This window comes from Mesorhizobium sp. P2_C5_2 (assembly GCF_056404535.1).
In genome coordinates this window covers 845021-867151 of the sequence record NZ_JBFUDV010000001.1, presented here as the reverse complement: position 1 = coordinate 867151, position 22131 = coordinate 845021, and the positions used below count along the sequence as shown (strand labels likewise).

Here is a 22131-nt window from a genome sequence, read left to right as displayed (position 1 = left end):
CGTTCGTCGCTCGGAAAGCCAAGCAATTGGCTTCCCGTCCGCTGCGCGGACCACTCCTCAACCCCCACGAGGGGGGAGATCAGCAGCTTCGGCGCCTCACTCGTCTACCCCACAAACCCCACTCTCTTGTGGCTGCCGTCGCAAAACGGCTTGTTGGCGGAGTGGCCGCAGCGGCAGAGAAAGGCGCGGGTGGTGCGGTCGATCGTGTGGCCGGTGCCGGTGACGATCTCGGCATTGCCTTCGACCTTCAATGGCCCGTTGGTGGTGGGCGTTATGATCAGCGGGCCGTTGCGCGCGTCCAGCGTCGCCGGCGCGTCCTTCAGCGGCGGCTCGCCGGTGGCTTTGAAGCCGGCCTTGATGTGGCTGTTGTCGCAGAACGGCTTGTTCTGCGAGGCGCCGCAGCGGCAGAGCGTGGCGCGAAAGAAGGTCTCGCCGCCGAGCACGATCTCGGCATGGACAGCCAGCGGCCCGTTCTCGCGCAGCCGCACGGTGTTGACCACCGGCGGCTTCTCCTGCGGCCCGCCATCCTTCCTCAGATAGCCGATGGCGCCGGACGGACAGTTTTCGGCCAGCGTCACCACTTGCTCGACGCTCGCCGCCCCGGGGTGGATCCATTCGCCGGGCGCATTGGGCACGAAGACATGCGGGTTGCCGAGCACGCAATTGCGCGAATGGATGCAGCGCTTGCCGTTGAAAGAAACGTCGATCTTCTCGCCTTCGACCGTGCCTGCCATGGAGCTCTCCTCGTGGTGGGTGACAAGAGGCTAGGGCGGTGGCGGCAAGGGCGTCAAGCTGGCAGGGAGGGKGGAGAGGTGATCTCCCCCCTCGTGGGGGAGATGGCCGGCAGGCCAGAGGGGGGCGCGAAGGATCGCCAGCGTATCGGATCAACAAAGCCTGAAATCGAAATGACTTGAGCTGCAGGATGAGAAGCCGGCGGGACAGCGCCCCCCTCTGCCTTGCCAGGCATCTCCCCCACGAGGGGGGAGATCAGCAGCTTCGGCGCCCCGCTACTCCACCAGATCGATCGTCTCCGTCGTCTTCTCCACGCAGATGAAGCAGCACGTATCGCAAGGCTGGTCATTGTCCGGACCCACCCCGGCCGAAATCGCGTCATTGCCGTTCACCCAGGCGCCATAGCAGATGTTTTCACCCAGGGAGCACGAGATCGGCACCGATTTCTGCGAGTTGGGTTCGATCAAAAACACCTGATCGCCGCCCGGCCACGACATCTTGCGGTCACGGCTGAACAGCTCCACCGCCACCGCCTGGCTGCGCAGGTTCTTGACGAAGAACGCCATATCGGCGGCATGCGCCGGGGTGGCGATGAGAAGGGCGGCAAGGGTGAGGCGGAGCATGGCGGTGGTTTCCGAATCGGAGAGGGGACTAGAGCATGAGCGGAGAAGCGACGCGAGGCGGCGGAGCGTTAATCTCCCCCCTCGAGGGGGAGATGGCCGGCAGGCCAGAGGGGGTCGGTCCGACCGGGCTCAACCCTGTTGCGGCAGATGAAGGCTAGCGCTTGACGCGCGGCGACCCCCTCTGTCGCCTGCGGCGACATCTCCCCCTCGAGGGGGGAGATTAGTGCCCTACCTTCCCAGCCGCCGGATCGCAGCATGAGGTCGAGTGCGTCAACCTGCGATCCGGCGCGCCTTCGTCAGCCGGCCGCTCGCGGCAGAAATACAGCACCGTCAGCATCACGGCGACCAGCACGACGGCGTAGTAGACCCCCAGGCGGGCATAGGCCTCCGCCTTTTCCAGCGGGAAGGTGCGGCCCTCCCTGGCGGCGCGGGCCACCATCGAGGCGATCAGCGCGTCATGCGAGAACATCTGGTTTATCAACGTCAATGGGATGAACGAGATGAACAGCAGGGCGTTGTAAAACTTCGCCCTTGGCGTGAACCGCAGCAGCATGGCGCCACACCAGCTGCAGACGGCGCTGTAGAGCGCGACCGCCGCAATCTTCAGCGGCGTCTGCTCGACCATGAACAGGAACGGCATGCCGTCATCGCCTTCGGTCAGGTGCAGCGCATACCAGATGCCGGAGAGCACACCGAGCGTGCCGAGCAGCACATTGGCCCATTGCCGCTGGCCCTCCGGTTGCTCGTTGAGCGGGTAGGACAGCAGCCATTCGCCTACCGAGGCGTGCGCCAGCCGCACAAGAGCGACCAAAGCCAGCGAAACGAGCTGACGGACCGACCATGACATCGGCTGACCGAGAACGGCCTCGCCAACATCGGGAAGCAACCGGTCGGCCAGAACGACCGCCGCGTTCACCCAGGCGTAGTCGAGGCAGAAGCTGAGGAACGGCAAGACATATTTGCGCAAATCGAGATCCCCCGCCCTGTCATTTCTGCATGCCCCCCCTGCTTACTGCCGGGGCCAGACAAGTGTCCAGATCCAGCCGACGAAAGTCAGCACCAGGAACGGATAGCCGGCGGCGGGCAACGGCGCCGAGGTCGGCAGCAAGGGCGCTCCCCACAGCACCATGGCCACCGTCACGACAAACAAGATGGCGGCGATGAGGCCGGTGAGCCGCATCCACAGCGCAAAGGTGTTCGCCGCGCCGATCAGGACGAGCCCTGCCGCCCACAGCGAGATGCCGCCGACATAGGAGGGCACGCTGGCCTCCAGCCCCGCCGCATTGCCGGCCAGAAGCAGGCTCTCGCCGGCGAGGAAGGTGAGGAAGCCCGCGGCCACGCTATCATTGCCCAGCCGCTGGTATTTCATGGTCAGCAGCGCGGTGGCCACCACGAGCGCCACGCCGTCGATCGCCCACAGCGTTTCGCGGAGTGGAGCGCTGGAAACAAAGGTGCCGGCCAGGCCGAAGGCGCCGCCGATGGCGAGGCCAATCGCGGCGGCGGTGTCTGAAGGACTGGAACGCATCGATATCTCCCCCCGAAGCCGACACAGGGACACTTCAGTGGGGACGTTGTTCAATAGCGACCCCGAAAGGAGGCCCGTCCCCGTCTTACTGCCCCAACATCCTTAGCAACTCACCGAAATTGGCAAGACATTGTTCCACGTGATGATGTTTCTTGGTACTTCGTGGTATAAGTTTTGCCCGAGATATCACTTCCTCAGCGCTTTTTCTTATGACGTTTTTCTGGTTTGCGTCATAATTGGTTCCTCGTGCTATGTAAAATGGCAGGTACCCGGATGCGACCCTGAATGGATAGTACGCGTCCTCCTCTTTTACCGCCTGCTTTATGAGAAGAGCGTGCGCATCTAGGAAAACCTTAAAGTCGTCACGATAAGACATATCCTTAGTCCTGCTTTCCAAAAGAAAACGGGCGTAGTGATTGTCGATTTGAAATGTGTCAAAATATGCCTTCCTATTCGCGTGACTATAGGCAGTTCTGAAATGAATCTCACAGGCAGGATAGTTACCGTCCTCAAGTCTAGAAATAGCAAATTGCAACCAGAACAATGGGTTTCTTGCCATCGACGGAAGCTCTTTCAGGCGATCATATATAACCTTATACTTGTCTCCCATTTTTCTACGAGCAAAAATCCTATCAATAAAACTAAATCTGATAAGTTCCTTTTGAAGGTCGAAAAATAGCCTATTCTTACCGGCGGTTTCACACTTCTTCACAACGTCTATTATCAAATCGACCACATAATCGACATCCACCACGTGCTGCAGCACATACTCACCAAAAATTGATGACTTTAGCCTAATATTACCATGGCGCCGCTCTATTACCTCCATCGAAAATTGATTGTTAATCAGCTCTCTTTTCGTGAAAACATCGATCCCCGACAGTTGCCCTACGAGCATTATATCCGGGCGGAACCCTGCAATATCCAGGAAAAGCGTTATACAAACTATCCGGAGAGCCTCGCTACTTGGTTGCGCGTTAAACGCCCTGATGATCTTGTCGCGTATGGACGGCGACTGGAAGAGAGAAACAAGCAAATTCCTAATTTCCGCCTTGCATTCACTATATACGTAGTTCTCCTTATCTCCTTGGTTTTTGTTTGAAAACTCTGCCCAAAGACCGTTGTCATCAATAACTTTGACAAAAGCAGATATGTCACGTCTGGATAACTTGTTAACGTCATACTCTGTGTAACTCTCGCCAAGAATCTCCGCCACTCTGTATGATCTCAACTCATATATCGATGAGCGCGTCATGGCGACAATGGAAGCGTTGGGAATCTCAGACAGGATCACTTTGACAGTTTCGGAAAACCGGAAAACGTCATCGACAAAGAAAATCGGATCAACGAAACGACGCGACACAATCGCCAAATCTTGGCCAAGTGTCTCATCAGAGGCGTTTACATGAAGAACCGTGCGACCCGCCTGGAGGAGTCGCATTTTGAGCGATTCTGATAGCACTGACTTGCCGTTACCTAAATCTGAGTGAAGCAAAATCCGTGAGGGACCATTCGAGAGTCGGTCCAATATCGCTTCCTCAACCTCTCGACGCACCACATAGGGAGTCCCCTGGACTCCTTGCCCCAATAGAGCAATGTCATCTATGCCGCCGTACAAAAGCAATTTTAGAACGTCATCACTGGTCGGCCGGCGAGATTCGGTCGGTATCGATTCCAATGTGAAGGAAATTAATTCTTTTGCAGTCCGATCCGTATGCTTAGCCCGCAGGACAATCTCGGCAAACTGCTCAACTCCGATACTTAACACTGTTCCGTATTGCTCGAGTTCTCGCTTCAGTACAGGGTCGATGTCGTCGACCTCAATAAAGAATAGTCTCGATTTCAAAACGGGATCAGAATACAATATTCGTGCAATATCAATGTCGTATACGCTGTAACCTATTATTACGGCGCAACCGGCGATCGACAAATCGGTTTTGAACTTCCAGTACCATGGCGATTCGATAAATGTGTTTGTTAAATAACTGGCCTTGGTAAGTTTAATGCGCGAAGCGAAAGGGACCTATATACGTGCTTGACCCAAACTGAAAAGCGGCCTATATAGAAAGGGCAACCGGAGTTCGCGCCGTGATCGCCCATATCGACAGCCTCTTTGACTTGATGTCCACGTTCCCCGACGAACAGACATGCATCGAACAGCTCAAGGCGATCCGCTGGCAGGATGGCGAGTTTTGCCCCCTTTGCGGCGACGGTCGTATCTATCATTTCAGCGACCGCAAGACGTTCAAGTGCGGCTCCTGCCGCAAGCGGTTTTCCATCAAGGTCGGCACCATCTTCGAGGACACGAAACTGCCGCTGCGCAAGTGGTTCATGGCCATCTGGCTGATCACCAACCATCCGAAAGGCGTTGCCAGCACCACGCTGGCCAAGGATCTGAAAATCACGCAGAAAACGGCTTGGTTCGTCCTTCATCGCCTGCGGCACGCCGCGCGCACCAATTCGTTCAACGCGCCGCTCAAAGGCACTATCGAAAGCGACACCACCTACGTGGGCGGCAAAGAGAAGAACAAGCATGCCGCCGACCGCAAGGGCGGCACACAGGGCGGCGCTGGCAAGGAAATCGTGCTCGGCATCATCGAGCGCGATGGCGAGCTTCGGACCAAGCACGTGCCGAACAGCACGGCGCGCGTAATTCAGAGCGAAGTCCGCGGAAATGTCGCGCCGGGGTCAGCGGTCATGACGGACGAAGATCGGGCATTCATCGGCCTGTCCGGCGCCTACTTCCACCACACTGTCAACCACTCGCAAGGCGAATACGTCCGCCACCAAACCATCCATACCAATTCCATCGAAGCGGTGTGGGCCCTGTTGAAGCGCCAGATCGTCGGCATTCACCACTGGGTTTCGCCGAAGCACTTGAACAAGTACGTGGATGAAATGACATGGCGGTATAACCGCCGCGACATGACCGTAGGCCCGCGCATGAACGACATGTTCACGTGCGTTGAGGGTCGGCTTCGCTACAAGGAATTGATTTCGTGACGGACGACAAGCGCAAGCTCGAACCGCCGCTGAAACTGGATATGGATTTCGGCGAAGCGCTTAAGCGGTTCGTGGGGACCAAGCCCGGCGAGGTTGCAGAGAGCGTCGAGAGGTCGAAGGCTAAGAAGCCGCCGGGGCAAGACGCCCCGACGACCAAGACCCGCCGGAAGGCTACGCCGTCAAGCAGGACAGGGACCACAAACGGCTCTTAGCCGCAGCAGCGCCAATGGCCAGACACGTGTTCGAGCCGTCCGAAACGGAGGCGCGTATACGCGTTGACCCAGTGGCAAGCTTTCGCGAAGAAGGTCATTGGGACCTCCCTTACTGGGGCGTGCCAGTTGCGCTCTCCGGCAAATCAGTGTACGAAATACTGGCAAAACAATCACCAATTGCCTTCGCTCTCGGGGTAGCACTATCCGAAGCCCGAGAGATGCCGGCAACTCCGCGACCCAGGTCTGATACACCTGGGTCGTTTGCGTTACCGGGTAGCGCAAGAAATCATTAATCTGAATCCTCGCGGCTGTACAGCCCCCGTGAATGTGGCTTGAAATGGGCTTCTCCCCGGCGTAATGTTGCCACTCACGGGAGATTTAGCATGTCAGACGCAGCACTCGAAAACGCTAAGGCGCTGAAAGCAAAGGCCCTTTCAGAGATTACACGGCTCGAAGCCGAATTGCGCGGCTGGCATGACCGCAGAGCCATGGCCGACCAATTCATTGACCAGTGGAACGCGTTCGCCTCGGGCGAGCCTGTGATTCCTGTGGAAAGCGCGCCTGTTGAGCAGAACAAACCGGCACCATCACCGGTAAAGAAAAAAGCGATTCGCAATTCCAAAAAGGAAGATGTCGCGGAAGAAACCCGACGCATCATTTCCGAACGCGGCACTCCGGTTGGCCGGTCAGACCTATTCAAGACACTTATTGAGCGGGGTTTCACCATCGAAGGGACTGACCCGGAAATGGTCCTGTCCACTATGTTGTGGCGGATGAGGGACCGCGTTGCGCGCCTCAAGACTGGCGGGTATTGGCTATGCGAGGTCCCGTATGAACCGGAAGGCTACAACCCGAACCACTTGATGGGCGCTCTTGCGGAGGCAGCGCAGCGGCAGCCTGAGTTGGCGAGAATGCTTATCGACAGCCACCGTGACGATGATGATGACAAGGAGCGGAAAGCAGTCCAAGACCTGATCTAGGCGCAACTGCGCTTTCCCAGTCGTTCTAACATCCGCTGGTGCCGGTGCGCGCATTCCATTCGCAATCGCCACTTTGCGAACTGTGGCCAGATGGGCGCGTGCCTAAGAACAGCGCGATCCCGACGACCATCACGACAAAGAAAACGATGTTGATGAACTTGTCGCCCATGTCTGGAAGCTACCGGACTGACCGAAAATCGTCAATGGGTCAGACACGTATATAGGTCCCAAGCGAAATCGGGAAAATCTACGCCGTCCAAAATACCGTTGATATGCACAACCGACGTTGTGTTGTTTTTTTCTGGCAGATATCGAGATGCGGTGCAGTCTATCGGGTGCGAAGCTACCTTTCGTCTCAACCTCGAAATTTCGACTACGCTATCGTAGTTTGTCGTGTATATTCGTTTCCAACGAAAAGCCGCTATATCCTCGATATAGGCCGGTATATAGTCAGGAGTTAACTTCGCATTTAGAAGGTCGAATAGATCTAGCTCGCCAATCTGATGTATATACTCTCTAGATATTGTATCCAGTTCGTACTTGATAGGCATTTTTAGCCGCTCATGAAGCAGCCTTACCAAGGCTCGTCCCGTTGGCAGTGGATCTTTGTTTTTGTCTAGCGCGTTTGCTGAGAAACCCGAACCAACAAACAGGAGGGGAAAGGAAGATGATAGGCCTTCGGTGAGCGCAGCCAAGGCATCCCGATCATCACTCATCCTTCCACCACTCCAGTTTATCTGTGACGTATTCGTTTTTTCCGTTTTTGCTAGTGGAGAGCTGGTCGAATTTTGCTTCTTCACGCAAGCTGGAAATGACTTACGCGGGAACTATGCATCTCGCGGCAGCGCTTCTCAATCCCCCATCTTCAAGGCTTGGATAAACGCCTCCTGCGGAATATCCACCTTCCCAAACTGCCGCATCCGCTTTTTGCCCTCTTTCTGCTTGTCCAGCAGCTTGCGCTTGCGCGAGACGTCGCCGCCGTAACACTTGGCGGTCACGTCCTTGCGCAGCGCCGAGATGGTTTCGCGGGCGATGACCTTGCCGCCGATCGCGGCCTGGACCGGGATCTTGAACAGGTGGTGCGGGATCAGCTCTTTCAGCTTCTCGACCATCTGCCGGCCGCGCTTTTCCGCCGCCGTGCGGTGGACCAGCATCGATAGCGCGTCGACAGGCTCCTCGTTGACCAGGATCGACATTTTTACCAGGTCGCCCTCGCGATAGTCGGTCAGATGATAGTCGAAGGATGCGTAGCCCTTGGAGATCGACTTCAGCCGGTCATAGAAATCGAAGACGACCTCGTTGAGCGGCAGGTCGTAGGTCAGCATGGCGCGCTTGCCGACATAGGACAGGTCGGCCTGGATGCCGCGCCGGTCCTGGCAGAGTTTTAGAATGCCGCCGAGATAGTCGTCGGGGGTCAGGATGGTGGCGCGGATCCATGGCTCCTCGATGGCCGAGATCTTGACCACGTCGGGCATGTCGGCCGGGTTGTGCAGTTCCTTCATCGAGCCATCGTTGAGCAGCAGCCGGTAGACGACGCTCGGCGCCGTGGCGATCAGGTCGAGGTTGAACTCGCGCTCCAGCCGCTCCTGGATGATTTCCAGATGAAGCAAGCCAAGGAATCCGCAGCGATAGCCGAAGCCGAGCGCGGCACTGCTTTCCATTTCATAGGAGAACGAGGCGTCGTTGAGGCGCAACCTGCCGACCGCGGCGCGCAGATCCTCGAAATCGGCGGCGTCGACCGGGAACAGGCCGCAGAACACCACCGGCTGCGCCGGCTTGAAGCCGGGCAGCGCCTGCTTGGTGGCACGCTTGTCCTCGGTGATGGTGTCGCCGACGCGTGTGTCGGCCACTTCCTTGATCGAGCCGGTGAAGAAGCCGAACTCGCCGGGGCCGAGCTCGTCGACATTGATGCGGGCGGGCGTGAAGACACCGGTGCGCTCGACCAGGTATTTGGCGCCGGTGCCCATCATGCGGATGGTCTGGCCCTTTTTCAGCACGCCGTCGATGATACGCACCAGCACGATGACGCCGAGATAGGCGTCGTACCAGCTGTCGACCAGCATGGCTTTGAGCGGGGCGGTGGCGTCGCCTTCGCGCGGCGGCGGCAATTGGTGGACGATGGCTTCCAGCACATCGGGAATGCCAAGCCCGGTCTTGGCCGAGATCAGCACGGCGTTAGAGGCGTCGATGCCGATCACCTCCTCGACCTGCTCGCGGATGCGCTCGGGCTCGGCGGCCGGCAGGTCGACCTTGTTCAGCACCACGACGATCTCGTGGTTGTTGTCGATGGCCTGGTAGACATTGGCCAGCGTCTGCGCCTCGACACCCTGCGAGGCATCGACGACCAGCAGCGAGCCTTCGCAGGCGGCGAGCGAACGCGACACTTCATAGGCGAAGTCGACGTGTCCGGGCGTGTCGATGAGGTTGAGGATATAGTCCTCGCCATTGTTGGCGCGGTATTTCAGCCGCACCGTCTGCGCCTTGATGGTGATGCCGCGCTCGCGCTCGATGTCCATCGAGTCCAGCACCTGCTCCTTCATGTCGCGCAGCTCCAGCCCACCGGTGGACTGGATCAGCCGGTCGGCAAGCGTGGATTTGCCATGGTCGATATGGGCGACGATGGAGAAATTGCGGATGTGGTCGAGAGGCGTGCTCATGGCGCGCGCTTTAGCAGGGGCTGTAAGCAGGGGCAAGCGGGGGTGGTGGGCGCTGCCACGCGGTCGCGTGGAACTCATACGCCGCGATCCTGCACACCCCCCTCTGGCCTGCCGGCCATCTCCCCCTCAAGTGGGGAGATCAATCGCTCAGTCGCTTTCGCCAATCTTCTATGCCGCAGGAAAAGCGCCGTCGAGGAAACTGCCAATCTCCCCCCTGGAGGGGGAGATGTCCGGCAGGACAGAGGGGGGCGCTGTCCCGCCTGCCTTCCCTCAATCACAAACCGGTGAGCGCTGTAACGAAGCCGCTTAGCCGGGCGAAGTGGGGATATGGCCGGCGACGGCCGCCGCAACGGAGACCCCCGATGACTGGATTTAACCCAAAACGCAGCGCGATGCTGGCAGCCGCAGGTGCGGCGCTGATGATGCTTGGCGGCACCGCCTTCGCCCAGCCGCTGACCGTGGTCGAATTGTTCACCAGCCAGGGCTGCTCGTCCTGCCCGCCGGCCAATGCCAATCTGATCAAGGTCAAGGACCAGCCCAACGTTCTGGCGCTGTCGTTCAACGTTACCTACTGGGACTATCTCGGCTGGAAGGACACGTTCGGCCGCGAGGAATTCACGCAGCGCCAGGTGCGCTATGAGCCGTCGCTCGGCCGTTCCGGCCCGTTCACGCCGCAGGTCGTGGTCAATGGCGGTGCCGATGCGGTCGGCGCCGCACCCGGCGAGATCGAGCAGCTGATCTCCTCGAGCGGCCACGCATTAGGTCCGTCGCTGTCGCTCGATGGCGGCAAGATCAGCATCGGCGCCGGTTCCGCGCCGGGCGGCAAGGCCGATGTCTGGCTGGTTCGCTACAACAAGGGCGTCATCGAGGTGCCGGTGGCGCGCGGCGAGAACACCGGGCGCACGCTGCCGCATGCCAATGTCGTGCACTCGCTGGAGAAACTCGGCAGCTGGAGCGGCGACGCCACCTCGCTGCCACTGCCGGCAGCCTCCGGCGGCCTCAGCACCGCGGTGCTGGTGCAGTCACCCGGCGGCGGGCCGATCTTGGCCGCGGCTGCCAACTGACTTTTCTTTTTCACCCAACGCCGCAAACAGCGGCATAACCGGGCTCGCATCCGCGCGCCCTCTTCAAGAGGAAATACCACCATGACCAAGACCCTGAGCGCGCTCGCCTTTGCGCTTTCGATGACCGCCTTCGCCGCCGGCGCCCGCGCCGAAGACGCCATGAAGCCGGCCGATCCGATGGCCACCGAGGCGATGAAGCCGGCGGACGCTATGAAGCCTGCGGACGCCATGAAGCCGGCGACCGATGCCATGAAGCCCGTCGACCCGATGGCGACGACTGCGATGAAGCCCGCCACCGACGCCATGAAGCCGGCCGATGCGATGAAACCCGCAACGGATGCGATGAAGCCGGCGGACGCGATGGCGCCGGCCCAATAAGGCTTGAGCCCATGGCCTGGCCGTACGGCGGCCGGGCCAGCGCACGGCAATTTGAGAAACCAGACGGGACGATCTGTCGTATAGTCGTCGCCACCATCAAGGAGATCAGACATGACCGGCATTGCAAAGATGAGATCGCCGATCTTCACAAAGACCGCGCTTGTGGCGTTGGCGCTGACCGCCGCCGCGGCCATCTTCTGGCAGAGCCCGGCACGTTCGGCCGAGGACGCGGTGGTGATCCCGCCGCCCGCAATGGACGAGAAAGCGGCCAGCGGCAGCGAAAAGGCGATCTTCGCCGGCGGCTGCTTCTGGGGCGTGCAGGGCGTCTTCCAGCACGTCAAGGGCGTGACCAAGGCCGTCTCCGGTTACACCGGTGGCGCCAAGGATGACGCCGTCTACGAAACGGTGGGCAGCGGCCGCACCGGTCACGCCGAGTCGGTCGAGATCACCTACGATCCGTCCAAGGTGACCTACGGCCAGCTGCTGCAGGTCTATTTCTCGGTCGCCCACAACCCGACGCAGCTGAACTACCAGGGCCCGGACTCAGGCACCCAGTACCGCTCGACGATCTTTGCCGAAAATGGCGAGCAGCAGAAGATCGCCCAGAGCTACATCGCCCAGCTCGATCAGGCCAAGGTGTTTGCCAAGCCTATCGTCACCACGCTGGAGACGGGGAAAACCTTCTATCCTGCCGAAGAGTATCACCAGGACTTCCTGACGCTGAACCCGACCTACCCCTACATCGTCTACAACGACCTGCCCAAGGTGGCGAATTTGAAGTCGCTGTTCCCGGCGCTTTATAGCGACAAGCCGGTGCTGGTGTTGACGGCAAGCAAGAGCTGAGCCTCGCGGTTCTGGGCCTTCTCCCCGTCACTATACGGGGAGAAGGTGCCGGCAGGCGGATGAGGGGCGGCGCCGGCATCGAGAGGCGTCGGGCCACACGTTTCTGCTTGATAGGGTAGCGCTGCCCCTCATTGCCCTGCCGGGCATTTCTCCCCGTAAACGGGGAGAAAGACGCCCTCACCCTCAATCATACGTCAAATCCGTCGCCTTCCCGCCAAACACGCGATACGCATAGAACGAATAGAAAATAATCACCGGCAGCACGACCACCGTGCCGGCAAGGATGATGGCGAGGCTTTCCGTCGCCGACGCCGCCTGCCAGATGGTCAGCTTGTCGGGCACCACGAACGGGTAGAACGACCACGCAAGCCCGGCAAAGCCGAGCGCGAAGATGGCGGCCAGCGTCAGGAACGGCCGCAGCGCATGGCGGTCGTCGGGCTTGGGCAGATGGAAGGTCTGCCGCCACAGCCACAGGAACAGCAGCGCCGACAGGATCGGCAGCGGCGACAGGTAGAGCATTTCGGGCCAGACGAACCATTTGGCGAAGATGCGCGGGCTGGCGAAGGGCGTGGCCAGCGACACCGCGGCCATGCCGAGCGCGGTCAACACCAGTGCCGTGCGCAGCCAGGCCACCGCCTTCTTCTGCAATTCCCCTTCGGTCTTGTAGATCACCCAGGCGGCGCCCATCGCGGCATAGGCCGCCGACAGGCAAAGCGCCACCAGCGCACCGAAGGCTATGCCGCCAAGGCCGACATCGAGGCCGAGCACATAGACGCCGAGCATATAGCCTTGCGCCAGCGAGGCGATGATGGAACCGAGGAAGAAAATGCGGTTCCAGCGGTGCTTCTTGCCGGCCGGCACCTTGGCGCGGAAATCGAAGGCGACGCCGCGCAGGATGAGGCCGACGAGCAGCACGAAGACCGGCAGATAGAGCGCGGTCAGGATGACTCCATGCGCCATCGGGAAGGCGACGAGCAGCAGGCCGACGGCTAGCACCAGCCAGGTCTCGTTAGCGTCCCAGAACGGCCCGATGGCCGCAATCATGGTGTCCTGCTCGGCATCTTCGGCGACCGAGAACAGGATGCCGATGCCGAGATCGAAACCGTCGAGGATGACGTAGATCAGGATGGCGAGGCCCATCAGGCCGGCGAAAATGAGGGGGAGCGCGGTTGGCCAGTCGAATGTCATTGTCTCACTCCCCAGCAGCCGGTTGCGACATGGCCGTCTTCATCACGCCTGGCAGCGGCGAGGTGTCGCCGTCCTTGGCCGCCTTCAGCGCCAGGTGCACCAACACGCCGAGATAGGCGATCAGCAACAGCACATAGAGGATGAGATAGATCGCCAGCGTCAGCGCGACATGGCTGCCGGCGACCGGGCCGACGGCGTCCGCGGTTTTCAACACGCCGGTGACCAGCCAGGGCTGGCGGCCGATCTCGGTGGTGTACCAGCCGGCAAGTGTGGCCAGCCAGCCGGATAGCGACATCGGCACCATCAGCATGGCCAGCGGCCTCGGCAGGCTGTGGCGGCGCTTGAGGAAGAAGGTGGCCGACCATGAGACGATGAGCATCAAAATGCCGGTGCCGACCATGATGCGAAAGCCCCAGAACAACGGAAGGACCGGCGGATGGAGGCCGGGATAGTCGTTCAGCCCCGGCACGATGCCGCTGGTCGAGTGTCGGAGCACCAGGCTGGCCCCGTCGGGGATGGCGATCTCGAATTTGTTTTCCTTCGCCGCCTCATCCGGCCAGGCAAACAGCACCAGCGGCACGTTGGGCCCGGTGTTCCAGTTGGCCTCCATGGCGGCGATCTTCTGCGGCTGGTGCTCCAGCGTGTTCAGCCCGTGCTGGTCGCCGGCAAGGATCTGGATCGGGATCAGGATGGCGGCGGTGAAGACGCCGGTGCGCAGCGCCTTCCACATCGATTCCGAACGGTCGCCAGTGAGATAGCGCAGTGCCGACAGGCCGGCGATCAGGAACGACACCGTCAGCCCCGAGGCGAGCAGCATATGCACGAGGCGGTAAGGCATGGACGGATTGAAGACGATCGCCCACCAGTCGACGGGATGCGCCTTGCCGTCGATTATCTCGAAGCCGGCCGGCGTCTGCATCCAGGAATTGAGCGCGATGATCCAGAAGGCGGACAGCGTGGTGCCGCCGGCGACCAGCACCGTGGCCAACGTGTGGACGCGGTTGGAGACGCGGCGGAAGCCGAACAGCATGATGCCGAGGAAGGCCGCTTCGAGGAAGAAGGCGGTGAGGATCTCGTAGGCGAGCAGCGGCCCGGCAATGTTGCCGACCTTTTCCATGTAGCCCGGCCAGTTGGTGCCGAACTGGAAGCTCATGGTGACGCCCGACACCACGCCCATGGCGAAGGACAGCGCGAACACCTTCACCCAGGTGAAATAGGCGCGCATCCAGGCGGAATCATTGGTGGCGTTGTAGCGGAGCTTGAAGAACAGCAGCACCCAGCCAAGCGCGATCGTGATCGTCGGAAACAGGATGTGGAACGATATATTCGCCCCGAACTGCATACGCGACAGGATGAGCGGGTCCATGGCGGGCTCCGGCTGCTGTTGTTGGCCGAAGAATAGGCCGCGGACGCGGCGCGGTCAAAGCGGCGTGGCGCCACGCGGGGCGCGTTGTCGCAGCAGATTGGGCCAAACCGTCAGCGCCCCCGGCAACGCCCTGGCGAAACGGCGAAAAGGGAACGTTTGTCCACATTTGTCAGCAGCGGCATTGACTTCCGGCCGTGCGCACCGACATTCAGCGCAATAAAAATCCCTTTCAGGCAGTCGTTTCCCGCCCCATGCCCTCCATCATTTCGATTTCCGGCGTCACCAAGACCTACGCCACCGGCTTCAAGGCGCTGAAGGAAATCAATCTCGACATCGAACGCGGCGAGATCTTCGCGCTGCTGGGGCCGAACGGCGCCGGCAAGACGACGCTGATCTCGATCGTCTGCGGCATCGTCAACCGTTCGTCTGGAACGGTGACGGTCGACGGCCATGACATCAACCGGGACTATCGTGCCGCGCGCAGCCTGATCGGGCTGGTGCCGCAGGAACTGACCATCGATGCTTTCGAGACGGTCTGGACGACCGTCAATTACAGCCGCGGCCTGTTCGGCAAGCCGCCCAACCCGGGCTTCGTCGAAAAAGTGCTGCGCGACCTCTCGCTGTGGGACAAGAAGGACGCCAAGGCGATCACGCTGTCGGGCGGCATGAAGCGCCGGCTGATGATCGCCAAGGCGCTGTCGCACGAGCCGCGCGTGCTGTTCCTCGACGAGCCGACCGCCGGCGTCGATGTCGAGCTGCGCCAGGACATGTGGGCGATGGTGCGCCGCTTGCGCGACGACGGCGTCACCATCATCCTTACCACGCACTACATTGAAGAGGCCGAGGCGATGGCCGATCGTGTCGGCGTCATCAACCGCGGTGAGATCATCCTGGTCGAGGGCAAGGCCGAGCTGATGCACAAGCTCGGCCGCAAGCGGCTGATCGTGGAGTTGCGCACGCCGCTGATGGCCATTCCCGACGCTTTCTCGCACTATGCGCTGGAGCTGTCGCCCGATGGCGGACAGCTGACCTACACCTATGACAATCAGAGCGAACGCCCCGGCGTCGCCTCACTGCTGCGCGAGCTCGAGGCGGCCGGCATCCAGTTCCGCGACATGGACACGCAAAACAGCTCGCTCGAGGAGATCTTCGTCAATCTGCTGAGGCAAGAACCATGAACTGGCGCGCAGTCTGGGCGATCTACCGGGTCGAGATGGCGCGTGCGTTCCGCACCGTGCTGCAGAGCATCGTCTCGCCGGTGATCTCGACATCGCTCTATTTCGTCGTCTTCGGCTCGGCCATCGGCTCGCGCATCACCGAGATCGACGGCATCAGCTACGGCGCCTTCATCGTGCCCGGCCTGATCATGCTGTCGCTGTTGACGCAGTCGATCTCCAACGCCTCCTTCGCCATCTATTTCCCGAAATTCGTCGGCTCGATCTACGAGCTTCTGTCGGCGCCGGTGTCCTATCTGGAGATCGTCATCGCCTATGTCGGCGGCGCGGCAACCAAGTCGATCATCCTCGGCCTGATCATCCTGGCGACGGCCTCGCTGTTCGTGCCGCTGCACATCCAGCATCCGTTCTGGATGCTCGCCTTCCTGGTGCTGACGGCGGTGACCTTCAGCCTGTTCGGCTTCATCATCGGCATCTGGGCAAAAAGCTTCGAGCAGTTGCAGCTGGTGCCGCTGTTGATCATCACGCCGCTGACCTTCCTCGGCGGTAGCTTCTATTCGATCAACATGCTGCCCGAGGCCTGGCGCACGGTGACGCTGTTCAATCCGGTCGTTTACCTCATCAGCGGCTTCCGCTGGAGCTTTTATGGCAAGTCCGACGTCTCGGTCGCCGTCAGCCTCGGCATGACGCTGGTGTTCCTCGCCATCTGCATCTGCATCGTCGGCTGGATCTTCCGGACCGGCTACCGGCTGCGCAACTGAACGGTAGCCGGCAAAGCTCGACGCGGACAGCTACGGCACATTCGTAATGCGGCCGCTGCCTCTTACCTGCGAACGCTTCATCGTCGGGTGCCAGCGATGATAGCTGGCCCGGCGGCGTCGCTTGGCGCCGTCGGTCAAAATCTACAGTTTTGCTGAGGGCAGATCGGCCGCGTTGGCCGCCACGGATCTTGCTAGATCGCCTTGATCAGGCGCAGCAGTCCCAGCATCTCGATCAGCGTGCCCTTGCGGAAGGCGATGTAGGTCGGCTCCTCGACGCCATGGAAGCGGCGCTTGAACGCCGCTTGGCCCTTGAGGTTGAATTTGCTGCGGTTGACCCAGGGCGATTCATAGGCGCGCTCGAAGGCGCTACGCCAGAAGCTCGATTCGGCAAACTCATTGGCCCCGACGTCGAGCATCGGCGACAGGCCGAGCGTGACGACGGAAATGCCTTCATTGCGAAAGCGGTCGACGGCGAATTTGGTCAGGCCGATTTCGGCATGCGGCGAGGCATCGATGTGCTTGCGCTTGAACGAGGTGGTGTAGCCGATCACCTTGCCGTCCCTGAACAGCGGATCGAAATCGAGCAAGGCGATGAGCTCGCCTTCCGGGCTGTAGAGCACGAAGCGGCGCATATCGATGCCGAGATGATCGGCAAAGGGGCGGTTGAGGAAGGCCATCTCCCAGCGCTTGACGATGCGGTCGGCCCGCCAGTTCTGCGACAGCCGCTGGACCTCGTCGAGATAGACCGCTCCCTCGCCAAAGGAGAAGCCTTTCTTCAGCAGCCAGCGTTCGGAATAGCGCACGGTTTCGTTGCGCTTGCCGGAAAAGTCGTGCGCGGGAAGCTCCAGCCGCGTGTCGATGCCGAGACGGTTGACCTTGTAGCCGAGCCCGGACAACACGCGCGCCGTGGGTTCGCCGATCTGTACGAACCACGGGCTGTCGGCGGCTTCGACAAAGCGCCTGATATAGTCGGGCCGATCGGGTGGATGGGCCACCGGGTCGCCGAGCGCGAAATGGTGCTTCATCTTGGTGCCGAAGGCGATGTAGCCGTCGGCGTCGCCGAAATAGGACAGTTTTTGCTGCACAGCGGTCGAATAGGCGAGCGAGAAGTCGCCGTGCTGGCGGACCAGCGCCAGCCGCTCGACATGCGTCAAATCCTGGCGCGGCACCTTGGCTGCGGCGCCCTCCAGCAGTCTGTCGAAATAGATACGCAAGGAGGGCATGGTCGAGCTTCCGCGTGCCGATGATAAACAGAGGCCTGCCCCCAAGGCCTCGAATCAGTCGCATTGACGCGACCTCATTATCGATCATATCGCCGCTGTGCCATATAGGACGGTCCCCATGGCGCACCTAAAAGGGAATCTCGACCGAATGGCGGCAACGACAAGCGAAACGATTTCTATCGTCTCGGGGCCGAAAGGACCTGGCGAGACGGTGATCGTCATCGGCGCCGGAGCGGCCGGGCTGGCCGCCGCCGACGCGCTTGGCAGGCACGGCCTGCGGGCGGTCGTACTGGAGAAGGAACAGCGGATCGCCGAACCGTGGCGGCGGCGGCACGAGAGGCTGACCCTCAATACGCATCGCGCGCTGTCGGCGCTGCCCGGCCTTGCCTATCCGCCGCGCACCGCTGCCTTTCCGAACAAGGATGTCATCGTCGGCTATCTCTCGGATTTTGCCCGCGCCCGCGGCATAAGGGTCGAATTCGGCACCGCCGTCGAGCGGATCGAGCGCAACGGCGACGGCTGGATTGTCCACACCAGTAAGGGAGCGCTCAGCGCCCCCAATGTCATCGTTGCCACCGGCCGCGACCGCTTGCCATGGACGCCGGACTGGCCGGGCACGGCCTCCTTTTCGGGCAAACTGATCCACGCCGCCGACTTCGGCACAGCGGAGGACTATGCGGGCAAAAAAGTGCTGGTGGTCGGCGCCGGGAATTCCGGCTTCGACGTGCTCAACCATCTCGCCCGCGCCGACACCAAAACCGTGTGGCTGTCGGCCAGGCAAGGTCCATCGCTGATGCCCAAACGGATCGGCAAGGTTGCCGTGGCGCGCTTCGGCGGCTTCATGGCGATACTGCCGACGCGGGTTGCCGACGCCATGATCGCCGCGATGCAACGGCTGGTGTTCGGCGACCTCACCCGTTTCGGCCTGCCGCCGGCGCCGAAAGGCGGCGCCAGCCGGCTCGGCGTCGAGCAGATCGCCATTGCCGTCGACGACGGCGCCGTCGCCGCGCTGAAGGCCGGGCGGATTTCGGTGGTGGCGCCGGTGGCGACCTTCGAGGGCGGCGGCGTGCGCTTAAACGACGGCACTGTGATCTCGCCGGATGTGGTGATCGCGGCGACCGGCTATCGCACCGGGTTGGAAACCATGCTGGGCGATCTCGGCGTGCTCGACGCCAAGGGTGTGCCCAAGGCCAATGGCGGCACGCCGAGCGGCCAGCCCGGCCTGTGGTTCATCGGCATGCGACCGAGCCTGACCAGCTATTTCCACAGCGCCGGCCTGCAGGCCGAAGCGATTGCCAGGCGGATCGTCAGAGGGTCGTAGCGGCCTTGGCGATTGGCCGAGGCAACCCCGTCCCTTCGTCATCCCTGGGTCTCCGCGACGGAGCTTCGCTCCTGCTTCGCCCAAGGATGACGACGTTGAGATGCTTGCGGCCAATCTCCAAAGCACGCTCTTGATCTCTTTTCTTGCCTTATTATATAACATGTAATGAATAACTAGCGGACTCACCCATGGAAGACATCATTCGATCTCTCGGCTACCTCACGCTCGGCAGCAGGCTGAAACGCATCGGCGAGCAGCTACAGGCCGATACGCAGCGCATGCTCGATGGCCTTGAGGTGCCGGTGCAGTCGAGCCAGTATCCTCTGCTCGCCGCGCTCGACAGGCTGGGACCACTGCCTGTCGGCGAGCTGGCGCAGTCGCTCGGCATCACCCAGCCGGGCGTGACGCGCAGCGTGGCGCTGCTGGCTGAACTGGGCCTGGTCGAGGTTATCCAGTCGGACGGCGATCAGCGCCGCAGAATGGTCTCACTGACAGGGAATGGTCAGCGTCTGGTCGACAAGGCGAAGCGGGACGTATGGCCTCGCATCGAGAATGCCGTCGCCGACCTGTGCAAAGGCCTAACAGGGCCGCTTCTCGAACAACTCTCGGCAATAGAGGACGGGCTGGAGGCGGCCCCGCTCGATCGTCGTGTGAAACAGGATGCCGTGCGATGAGCCATGTCCTCGATCGTCCCGTCTGGAGCGCGCTAACCACGCGTCAGCAGGCCTTCGCGCAAGGTGACAAGCGCGCCAGGCGCTATCCCTCCTCGATCGTCCCCTTTGCGGCTTCCAGCGCAGATGACGCTGAGAGCCTGCAGGCGCTCGCAAGACTCGTTCCCGCAGGTGAAAGCGTGTTCATGCTTCAGGCGGACCCCATTGCCCTGCCGCCGGAACTGACCGCGACCGTGACCGCCTTCGGCGTTCAGATGGTTTCCGAGGCGCCGTTGCCTCCCATGTCGGATGAGCGCGTGCAGCAGCTGACGCTGGACGATGCGGCCGAGATGCTCGCTCTGGCGTCGCTGACCAAGCCCGGTCCGTTCACGCTCAAGGCGTTGAGCCTGGGCGAGTTCTGGGGGGTGAAGATCGGCGGCAGACTGGCGGCTATGGCCGGCGAGCGCATGAAGCAGCCCGGCTACAGCGAACTCAGCGGCGTGTGCTCGCATCCGGACTTTCGCGGCGGCGGCCTCGGCAGGCTGCTGTCGGTGTTCGTGTCGAACCGGATCATGGCGCGCGGCGAGGTGCCCTACCTGCACGCCTATGCCAACAATGCCAACGCGATCGGTTTGTACGAATCCATCGGCTTCAAGCTGAGGTCGGAGATGAACGTGGCCGTCGTGCAGCGCGCCGGCTAGGCGAACACCGCAATCACGCCGATTTCGGCTCCAACCGGCGGAAACCGACGGTTTCCATAAGCATATCTTCGTCGACCATCCCGGCATTGTGCAAAGCCAGCAGGTTCAGCGCGATCTCCCGCGCCTCGGCCGAATCGGGATGCACGTCTCGCCTGCTGCAGGCCTCGTCGAACACACGTTGCAGCCTGGCGATGTCGGCGGGCCTGAGCAGGCCACGATCATAAACAGACTTTGGCATGGCAGCCTCCTCCAGAAGACCTAGGGCGCCACGTTTAAATGTCCAATCTTTCCCAAGGCTTGAGTGAAGCAGCCGCCCGGGTTTGGGTGAATCCAGCCCGAGCGTTGGCAATCAGACCGCGATCTTGCCGCCCGGCTACCTCTCGTCACCGGTCGGGCTTGTGCCGCCGCAGTCTGCTTGACGCGCTGGCGCGCTTGCGAAACAAGAGCTGCCACAAACGACAGCGAGGGACAAAGTGAGCTTCTGGGGACTGGCGCAGCTCGTTATTTCGACGGTGATCTTCCTGCTGGCGGCAACCGCGGCCAAGCAATGGGGGCTGGCGCCGAGCCTCGGCAAGATCGTAGTGACGCTGGCGCTCTACACGCTGGGCAATCTGATCATGCTGCGGCTGGTCCGCGAGTTCGGCATGTCGGTGTCGTTCAGCCTATCGGCGGTAATCCAGCTGGTGTCGGTCAATGTCGTGGCGCTGGTGTTCTTCGGCGAACGCGTCAACGCCTTGCAGGCGACCGGCATCGTGCTGGCCATTGCTGCCGTGGCGCTGATCACGCTCGGGCCCTATCTGCAAGGGCGACTGTAGGGCCCCGATGAAGATCTCCTCGAGCACGCTCACCAATTGGTTTGAATTTCCGGTGCTGCTGGCCGGTTTGGTGATCGCCGCCGGGCTTTGGGGGTTTGAGGAATTGATGGAAGTGGCGCGCGCTACCACGCCGCATGCTTTCGATACCGAGATCCTGCTCGCCTTCCGCCAGCCCGGCCACCCCGATATCCCGATTGGCCCGCTCTGGCTGGAAGGGGCGATGCGTGACATCACCAGCCTCGGCAGTTCCGCAGTGCTGACGCTGATCGTAACGGCGGTGATCGTCTACCTCCTGCTCATTCGCAAGGCGGGAACGGCGCTGTTCGTCCTGGCGGCGGTGGCCGGCGGACAGCTGCTGTCGACCTTGCTCAAAGCCGGCATCGACCGGCCGCGCCCAGACCTCGTCTCGCACCTCGTCAACGAGACATCGCTGTCGTTTCCGAGCGGCCACGCCATGGTCTCGGCGGTGACCTATCTGACGCTCGGCTCGCTGGCGGCGCGCTTCCTGCCGGGACGGACGACCAAAATCTTCGTGCTCTGCCTGGCGGTGCTGACAACGCTGCTGGTCGGCGTCAGTCGCGTCTATCTCGGCGTCCACTGGCCTTCCGACGTGCTGGCCGGCTGGTGCGCGGGCTTCGCCTGGGCGATGCTGTGCTGGCTGGCAGCGCGGCTGCTGCAGCGGCGGCATGCGGTGGCCGATAGTGACAGTGAGCTTGAAGACTGACGGTCCGTAGCGACAATCAGATCAGCCGGTTGATCAGCCCGTGTCCGCAGCCTGCCAGCAGAAAAACCGCCGACAGCAAGGCTGCCGATGTCGTCAAGGTCTTGAAAATGTTCAACTGATATCCCCCGCCAATGAGAAGGTGGGGAGCGTAGCACGGGCATCCTGTTCGCCACCATCCGGTTCTCACCGA

Annotated in this window: 24 protein-coding genes; 13 read left to right on the top strand and 11 right to left on the bottom strand. The window is 61.3% G+C overall.

Annotated features, from left to right (window positions below; translation table 11 throughout):
* Positions 1-104 precede the first annotated feature (104 nt).
* The 5 genes from AC1D1B_RS04085 to AC1D1B_RS04065 form a co-directional block, all read right to left on the bottom strand.
* Positions 105-734, bottom strand: a complete 630-nt coding sequence (locus AC1D1B_RS04085) for a CDGSH iron-sulfur domain-containing protein (protein ID WP_477329580.1) — start codon at positions 732-734, stop codon at positions 105-107.
* Positions 735-1007: 273 nt separating this feature from the next.
* Positions 1008-1355 (bottom strand): hypothetical protein, encoded by a 348-nt coding sequence (locus tag AC1D1B_RS04080; RefSeq protein WP_477329578.1) that lies wholly within the window; start codon positions 1353-1355, stop codon positions 1008-1010.
* A gap of 220 nt (positions 1356-1575) precedes the next feature.
* Positions 1576-2322, bottom strand: coding sequence for a hypothetical protein (locus AC1D1B_RS04075; protein WP_477329577.1), 747 nt, complete (start codon positions 2320-2322; stop codon positions 1576-1578).
* 42 nt (positions 2323-2364) lie between these two features.
* A complete protein-coding gene (locus AC1D1B_RS04070) occupies positions 2365-2880 on the bottom strand; it encodes a hypothetical protein (RefSeq protein WP_477329575.1) in 516 nt (171 codons plus the stop codon).
* A gap of 85 nt (positions 2881-2965) precedes the next feature.
* A complete protein-coding gene (locus AC1D1B_RS04065; protein WP_477329573.1) occupies positions 2966-4810 on the bottom strand; it encodes a hypothetical protein in 1845 nt (614 codons plus the stop codon).
* A gap of 158 nt (positions 4811-4968) precedes the next feature.
* On the opposite strand from AC1D1B_RS04065, the gene AC1D1B_RS04060 reads away from it, so the two are divergent.
* From AC1D1B_RS04060 to AC1D1B_RS04050, 3 genes are all read left to right on the top strand, one after another.
* Positions 4969-5883 (top strand): IS1595 family transposase, encoded by a 915-nt coding sequence (locus tag AC1D1B_RS04060; RefSeq protein ID WP_477329571.1) that lies wholly within the window; start codon positions 4969-4971, stop codon positions 5881-5883.
* A complete protein-coding gene (locus AC1D1B_RS04055; protein WP_477329569.1) occupies positions 5880-6095 on the top strand; it encodes a hypothetical protein in 216 nt (71 codons plus the stop codon). The genes AC1D1B_RS04060 and AC1D1B_RS04055 overlap by 4 nt, the downstream gene beginning before the upstream one ends.
* Positions 6096-6478: 383 nt before the next feature.
* Positions 6479-7075, top strand: a complete 597-nt coding sequence (locus AC1D1B_RS04050; protein WP_477329567.1) for a hypothetical protein — start codon at positions 6479-6481, stop codon at positions 7073-7075.
* A gap of 25 nt (positions 7076-7100) precedes the next feature.
* On the opposite strand, the gene AC1D1B_RS04045 is transcribed toward AC1D1B_RS04050, so the two are convergent.
* Both AC1D1B_RS04045 and lepA read right to left on the bottom strand, forming a co-directional pair.
* Positions 7101-7244 carry a hypothetical protein gene (locus tag AC1D1B_RS04045; RefSeq protein ID WP_477329565.1) on the bottom strand — a complete coding sequence of 48 codons (144 nt, stop codon included), beginning with the start codon at positions 7242-7244 and terminating at the stop codon, positions 7101-7103.
* A 682-nt stretch (positions 7245-7926) separates the two neighbouring features.
* On the bottom strand, positions 7927-9732 hold the full coding sequence (gene lepA, locus AC1D1B_RS04040; RefSeq protein WP_477267223.1) for a translation elongation factor 4: 1806 nt from the start codon (positions 9730-9732) through the stop codon (positions 7927-7929).
* Between the two features lie 362 nt (positions 9733-10094).
* Between lepA and AC1D1B_RS04035 the strand changes: the two genes are divergently transcribed.
* From AC1D1B_RS04035 to msrA, 3 genes are all read left to right on the top strand, one after another.
* The gene (locus AC1D1B_RS04035; protein WP_477329564.1) at positions 10095-10796 is read left to right on the top strand and encodes a DUF1223 domain-containing protein; all 702 of its coding nucleotides are present in this window, start codon (positions 10095-10097) and stop codon (positions 10794-10796) included.
* Between the two features lie 81 nt (positions 10797-10877).
* Positions 10878-11174, top strand: coding sequence for a hypothetical protein (locus tag AC1D1B_RS04030; protein WP_477329562.1), 297 nt, complete (start codon positions 10878-10880; stop codon positions 11172-11174).
* A 111-nt stretch (positions 11175-11285) separates the two neighbouring features.
* Entirely contained in the window at positions 11286-12017 is a 732-nt protein-coding gene (msrA, locus tag AC1D1B_RS04025) for a peptide-methionine (S)-S-oxide reductase MsrA (protein WP_477329560.1), read from the top strand.
* Between the two features lie 183 nt (positions 12018-12200).
* Here the strand turns inward: msrA and AC1D1B_RS04020 are convergent, their stop codons facing one another.
* Both AC1D1B_RS04020 and AC1D1B_RS04015 read right to left on the bottom strand, forming a co-directional pair.
* Positions 12201-13205 carry a cytochrome d ubiquinol oxidase subunit II gene (locus AC1D1B_RS04020; protein ID WP_477329558.1) on the bottom strand — a complete coding sequence of 335 codons (1005 nt, stop codon included), beginning with the start codon at positions 13203-13205 and terminating at the stop codon, positions 12201-12203.
* A 4-nt stretch (positions 13206-13209) separates the two neighbouring features.
* A complete protein-coding gene (locus tag AC1D1B_RS04015; RefSeq protein ID WP_477329556.1) occupies positions 13210-14571 on the bottom strand; it encodes a cytochrome ubiquinol oxidase subunit I in 1362 nt (453 codons plus the stop codon).
* A gap of 251 nt (positions 14572-14822) precedes the next feature.
* On the opposite strand from AC1D1B_RS04015, the gene AC1D1B_RS04010 reads away from it, so the two are divergent.
* Both AC1D1B_RS04010 and AC1D1B_RS04005 read left to right on the top strand, forming a co-directional pair.
* A complete protein-coding gene (locus tag AC1D1B_RS04010) occupies positions 14823-15749 on the top strand; it encodes an ABC transporter ATP-binding protein (protein ID WP_477329554.1) in 927 nt (308 codons plus the stop codon).
* Positions 15746-16507: an ABC transporter permease gene (locus tag AC1D1B_RS04005; RefSeq protein WP_477329552.1), complete on the top strand. Its 762-nt coding sequence runs from the start codon at positions 15746-15748 to the stop codon at positions 16505-16507. The genes AC1D1B_RS04010 and AC1D1B_RS04005 overlap by 4 nt, the downstream gene beginning before the upstream one ends.
* A gap of 191 nt (positions 16508-16698) precedes the next feature.
* On the opposite strand, the gene AC1D1B_RS04000 is transcribed toward AC1D1B_RS04005, so the two are convergent.
* Entirely contained in the window at positions 16699-17730 is a 1032-nt protein-coding gene (locus AC1D1B_RS04000; RefSeq protein WP_477329550.1) for a phosphatidylglycerol lysyltransferase domain-containing protein, read from the bottom strand.
* Between the two features lie 118 nt (positions 17731-17848).
* Here AC1D1B_RS04000 and AC1D1B_RS03995 point away from each other — a divergent pair, with 118 nt between their 5' ends.
* From AC1D1B_RS03995 to AC1D1B_RS03985, 3 genes are all read left to right on the top strand, one after another.
* The gene (locus AC1D1B_RS03995) at positions 17849-19051 is read left to right on the top strand and encodes a flavin-containing monooxygenase (protein WP_477329548.1); all 1203 of its coding nucleotides are present in this window, start codon (positions 17849-17851) and stop codon (positions 19049-19051) included.
* 188 nt (positions 19052-19239) lie between these two features.
* Positions 19240-19725 carry a MarR family winged helix-turn-helix transcriptional regulator gene (locus AC1D1B_RS03990; protein ID WP_181059903.1) on the top strand — a complete coding sequence of 162 codons (486 nt, stop codon included), beginning with the start codon at positions 19240-19242 and terminating at the stop codon, positions 19723-19725.
* Positions 19722-20402 (top strand): GNAT family N-acetyltransferase, encoded by a 681-nt coding sequence (locus AC1D1B_RS03985; protein WP_477329546.1) that lies wholly within the window; start codon positions 19722-19724, stop codon positions 20400-20402. Before AC1D1B_RS03990 ends, AC1D1B_RS03985 begins: the two co-directional genes overlap by 4 nt.
* Positions 20403-20415: 13 nt before the next feature.
* Here the strand turns inward: AC1D1B_RS03985 and AC1D1B_RS03980 are convergent, their stop codons facing one another.
* Positions 20416-20640 (bottom strand): hypothetical protein, encoded by a 225-nt coding sequence (locus AC1D1B_RS03980; protein ID WP_477329544.1) that lies wholly within the window; start codon positions 20638-20640, stop codon positions 20416-20418.
* A 235-nt stretch (positions 20641-20875) separates the two neighbouring features.
* Between AC1D1B_RS03980 and AC1D1B_RS03975 the strand changes: the two genes are divergently transcribed.
* A complete protein-coding gene (locus AC1D1B_RS03975) occupies positions 20876-21217 on the top strand; it encodes a hypothetical protein (protein WP_181059899.1) in 342 nt (113 codons plus the stop codon).
* A gap of 7 nt (positions 21218-21224) precedes the next feature.
* A complete protein-coding gene (locus tag AC1D1B_RS03970; protein WP_477329542.1) occupies positions 21225-21941 on the top strand; it encodes a phosphatase PAP2 family protein in 717 nt (238 codons plus the stop codon).
* Positions 21942-22131 lie beyond the last annotated feature (190 nt).

Coding starts and splice junctions, on each gene's coding strand:
- AC1D1B_RS04085 (WP_477329580.1), bottom strand. CDS start 734: ATGGCAGGCACGGTCGAAGGCGAGAAGATCGACGTTTCTTTCAACGGC.
- AC1D1B_RS04080 (WP_477329578.1), bottom strand. CDS start 1,355: ATGCTCCGCCTCACCCTTGCCGCCCTTCTCATCGCCACCCCGGCGCAT.
- AC1D1B_RS04070 (WP_477329575.1), bottom strand. CDS start 2,880: ATGCGTTCCAGTCCTTCAGACACCGCCGCCGCGATTGGCCTCGCCATC.
- AC1D1B_RS04050 (WP_477329567.1), top strand. CDS start 6,479: ATGTCAGACGCAGCACTCGAAAACGCTAAGGCGCTGAAAGCAAAGGCC.
- AC1D1B_RS04045 (WP_477329565.1), bottom strand. CDS start 7,244: ATGGGCGACAAGTTCATCAACATCGTTTTCTTTGTCGTGATGGTCGTC.
- lepA (WP_477267223.1), bottom strand. CDS start 9,732: ATGAGCACGCCTCTCGACCACATCCGCAATTTCTCCATCGTCGCCCAT.
- AC1D1B_RS04035 (WP_477329564.1), top strand. CDS start 10,095: ATGACTGGATTTAACCCAAAACGCAGCGCGATGCTGGCAGCCGCAGGT.
- AC1D1B_RS04030 (WP_477329562.1), top strand. CDS start 10,878: ATGACCAAGACCCTGAGCGCGCTCGCCTTTGCGCTTTCGATGACCGCC.
- msrA (WP_477329560.1), top strand. CDS start 11,286: ATGACCGGCATTGCAAAGATGAGATCGCCGATCTTCACAAAGACCGCG.
- AC1D1B_RS04020 (WP_477329558.1), bottom strand. CDS start 13,205: ATGACATTCGACTGGCCAACCGCGCTCCCCCTCATTTTCGCCGGCCTG.
- AC1D1B_RS04015 (WP_477329556.1), bottom strand. CDS start 14,571: ATGGACCCGCTCATCCTGTCGCGTATGCAGTTCGGGGCGAATATATCG.
- AC1D1B_RS04010 (WP_477329554.1), top strand. CDS start 14,823: ATGCCCTCCATCATTTCGATTTCCGGCGTCACCAAGACCTACGCCACC.
- AC1D1B_RS04005 (WP_477329552.1), top strand. CDS start 15,746: ATGAACTGGCGCGCAGTCTGGGCGATCTACCGGGTCGAGATGGCGCGT.
- AC1D1B_RS04000 (WP_477329550.1), bottom strand. CDS start 17,730: ATGCCCTCCTTGCGTATCTATTTCGACAGACTGCTGGAGGGCGCCGCA.
- AC1D1B_RS03995 (WP_477329548.1), top strand. CDS start 17,849: ATGGCGCACCTAAAAGGGAATCTCGACCGAATGGCGGCAACGACAAGC.
- AC1D1B_RS03990 (WP_181059903.1), top strand. CDS start 19,240: ATGGAAGACATCATTCGATCTCTCGGCTACCTCACGCTCGGCAGCAGG.
- AC1D1B_RS03985 (WP_477329546.1), top strand. CDS start 19,722: ATGAGCCATGTCCTCGATCGTCCCGTCTGGAGCGCGCTAACCACGCGT.
- AC1D1B_RS03980 (WP_477329544.1), bottom strand. CDS start 20,640: ATGCCAAAGTCTGTTTATGATCGTGGCCTGCTCAGGCCCGCCGACATC.
- AC1D1B_RS03970 (WP_477329542.1), top strand. CDS start 21,225: ATGAAGATCTCCTCGAGCACGCTCACCAATTGGTTTGAATTTCCGGTG.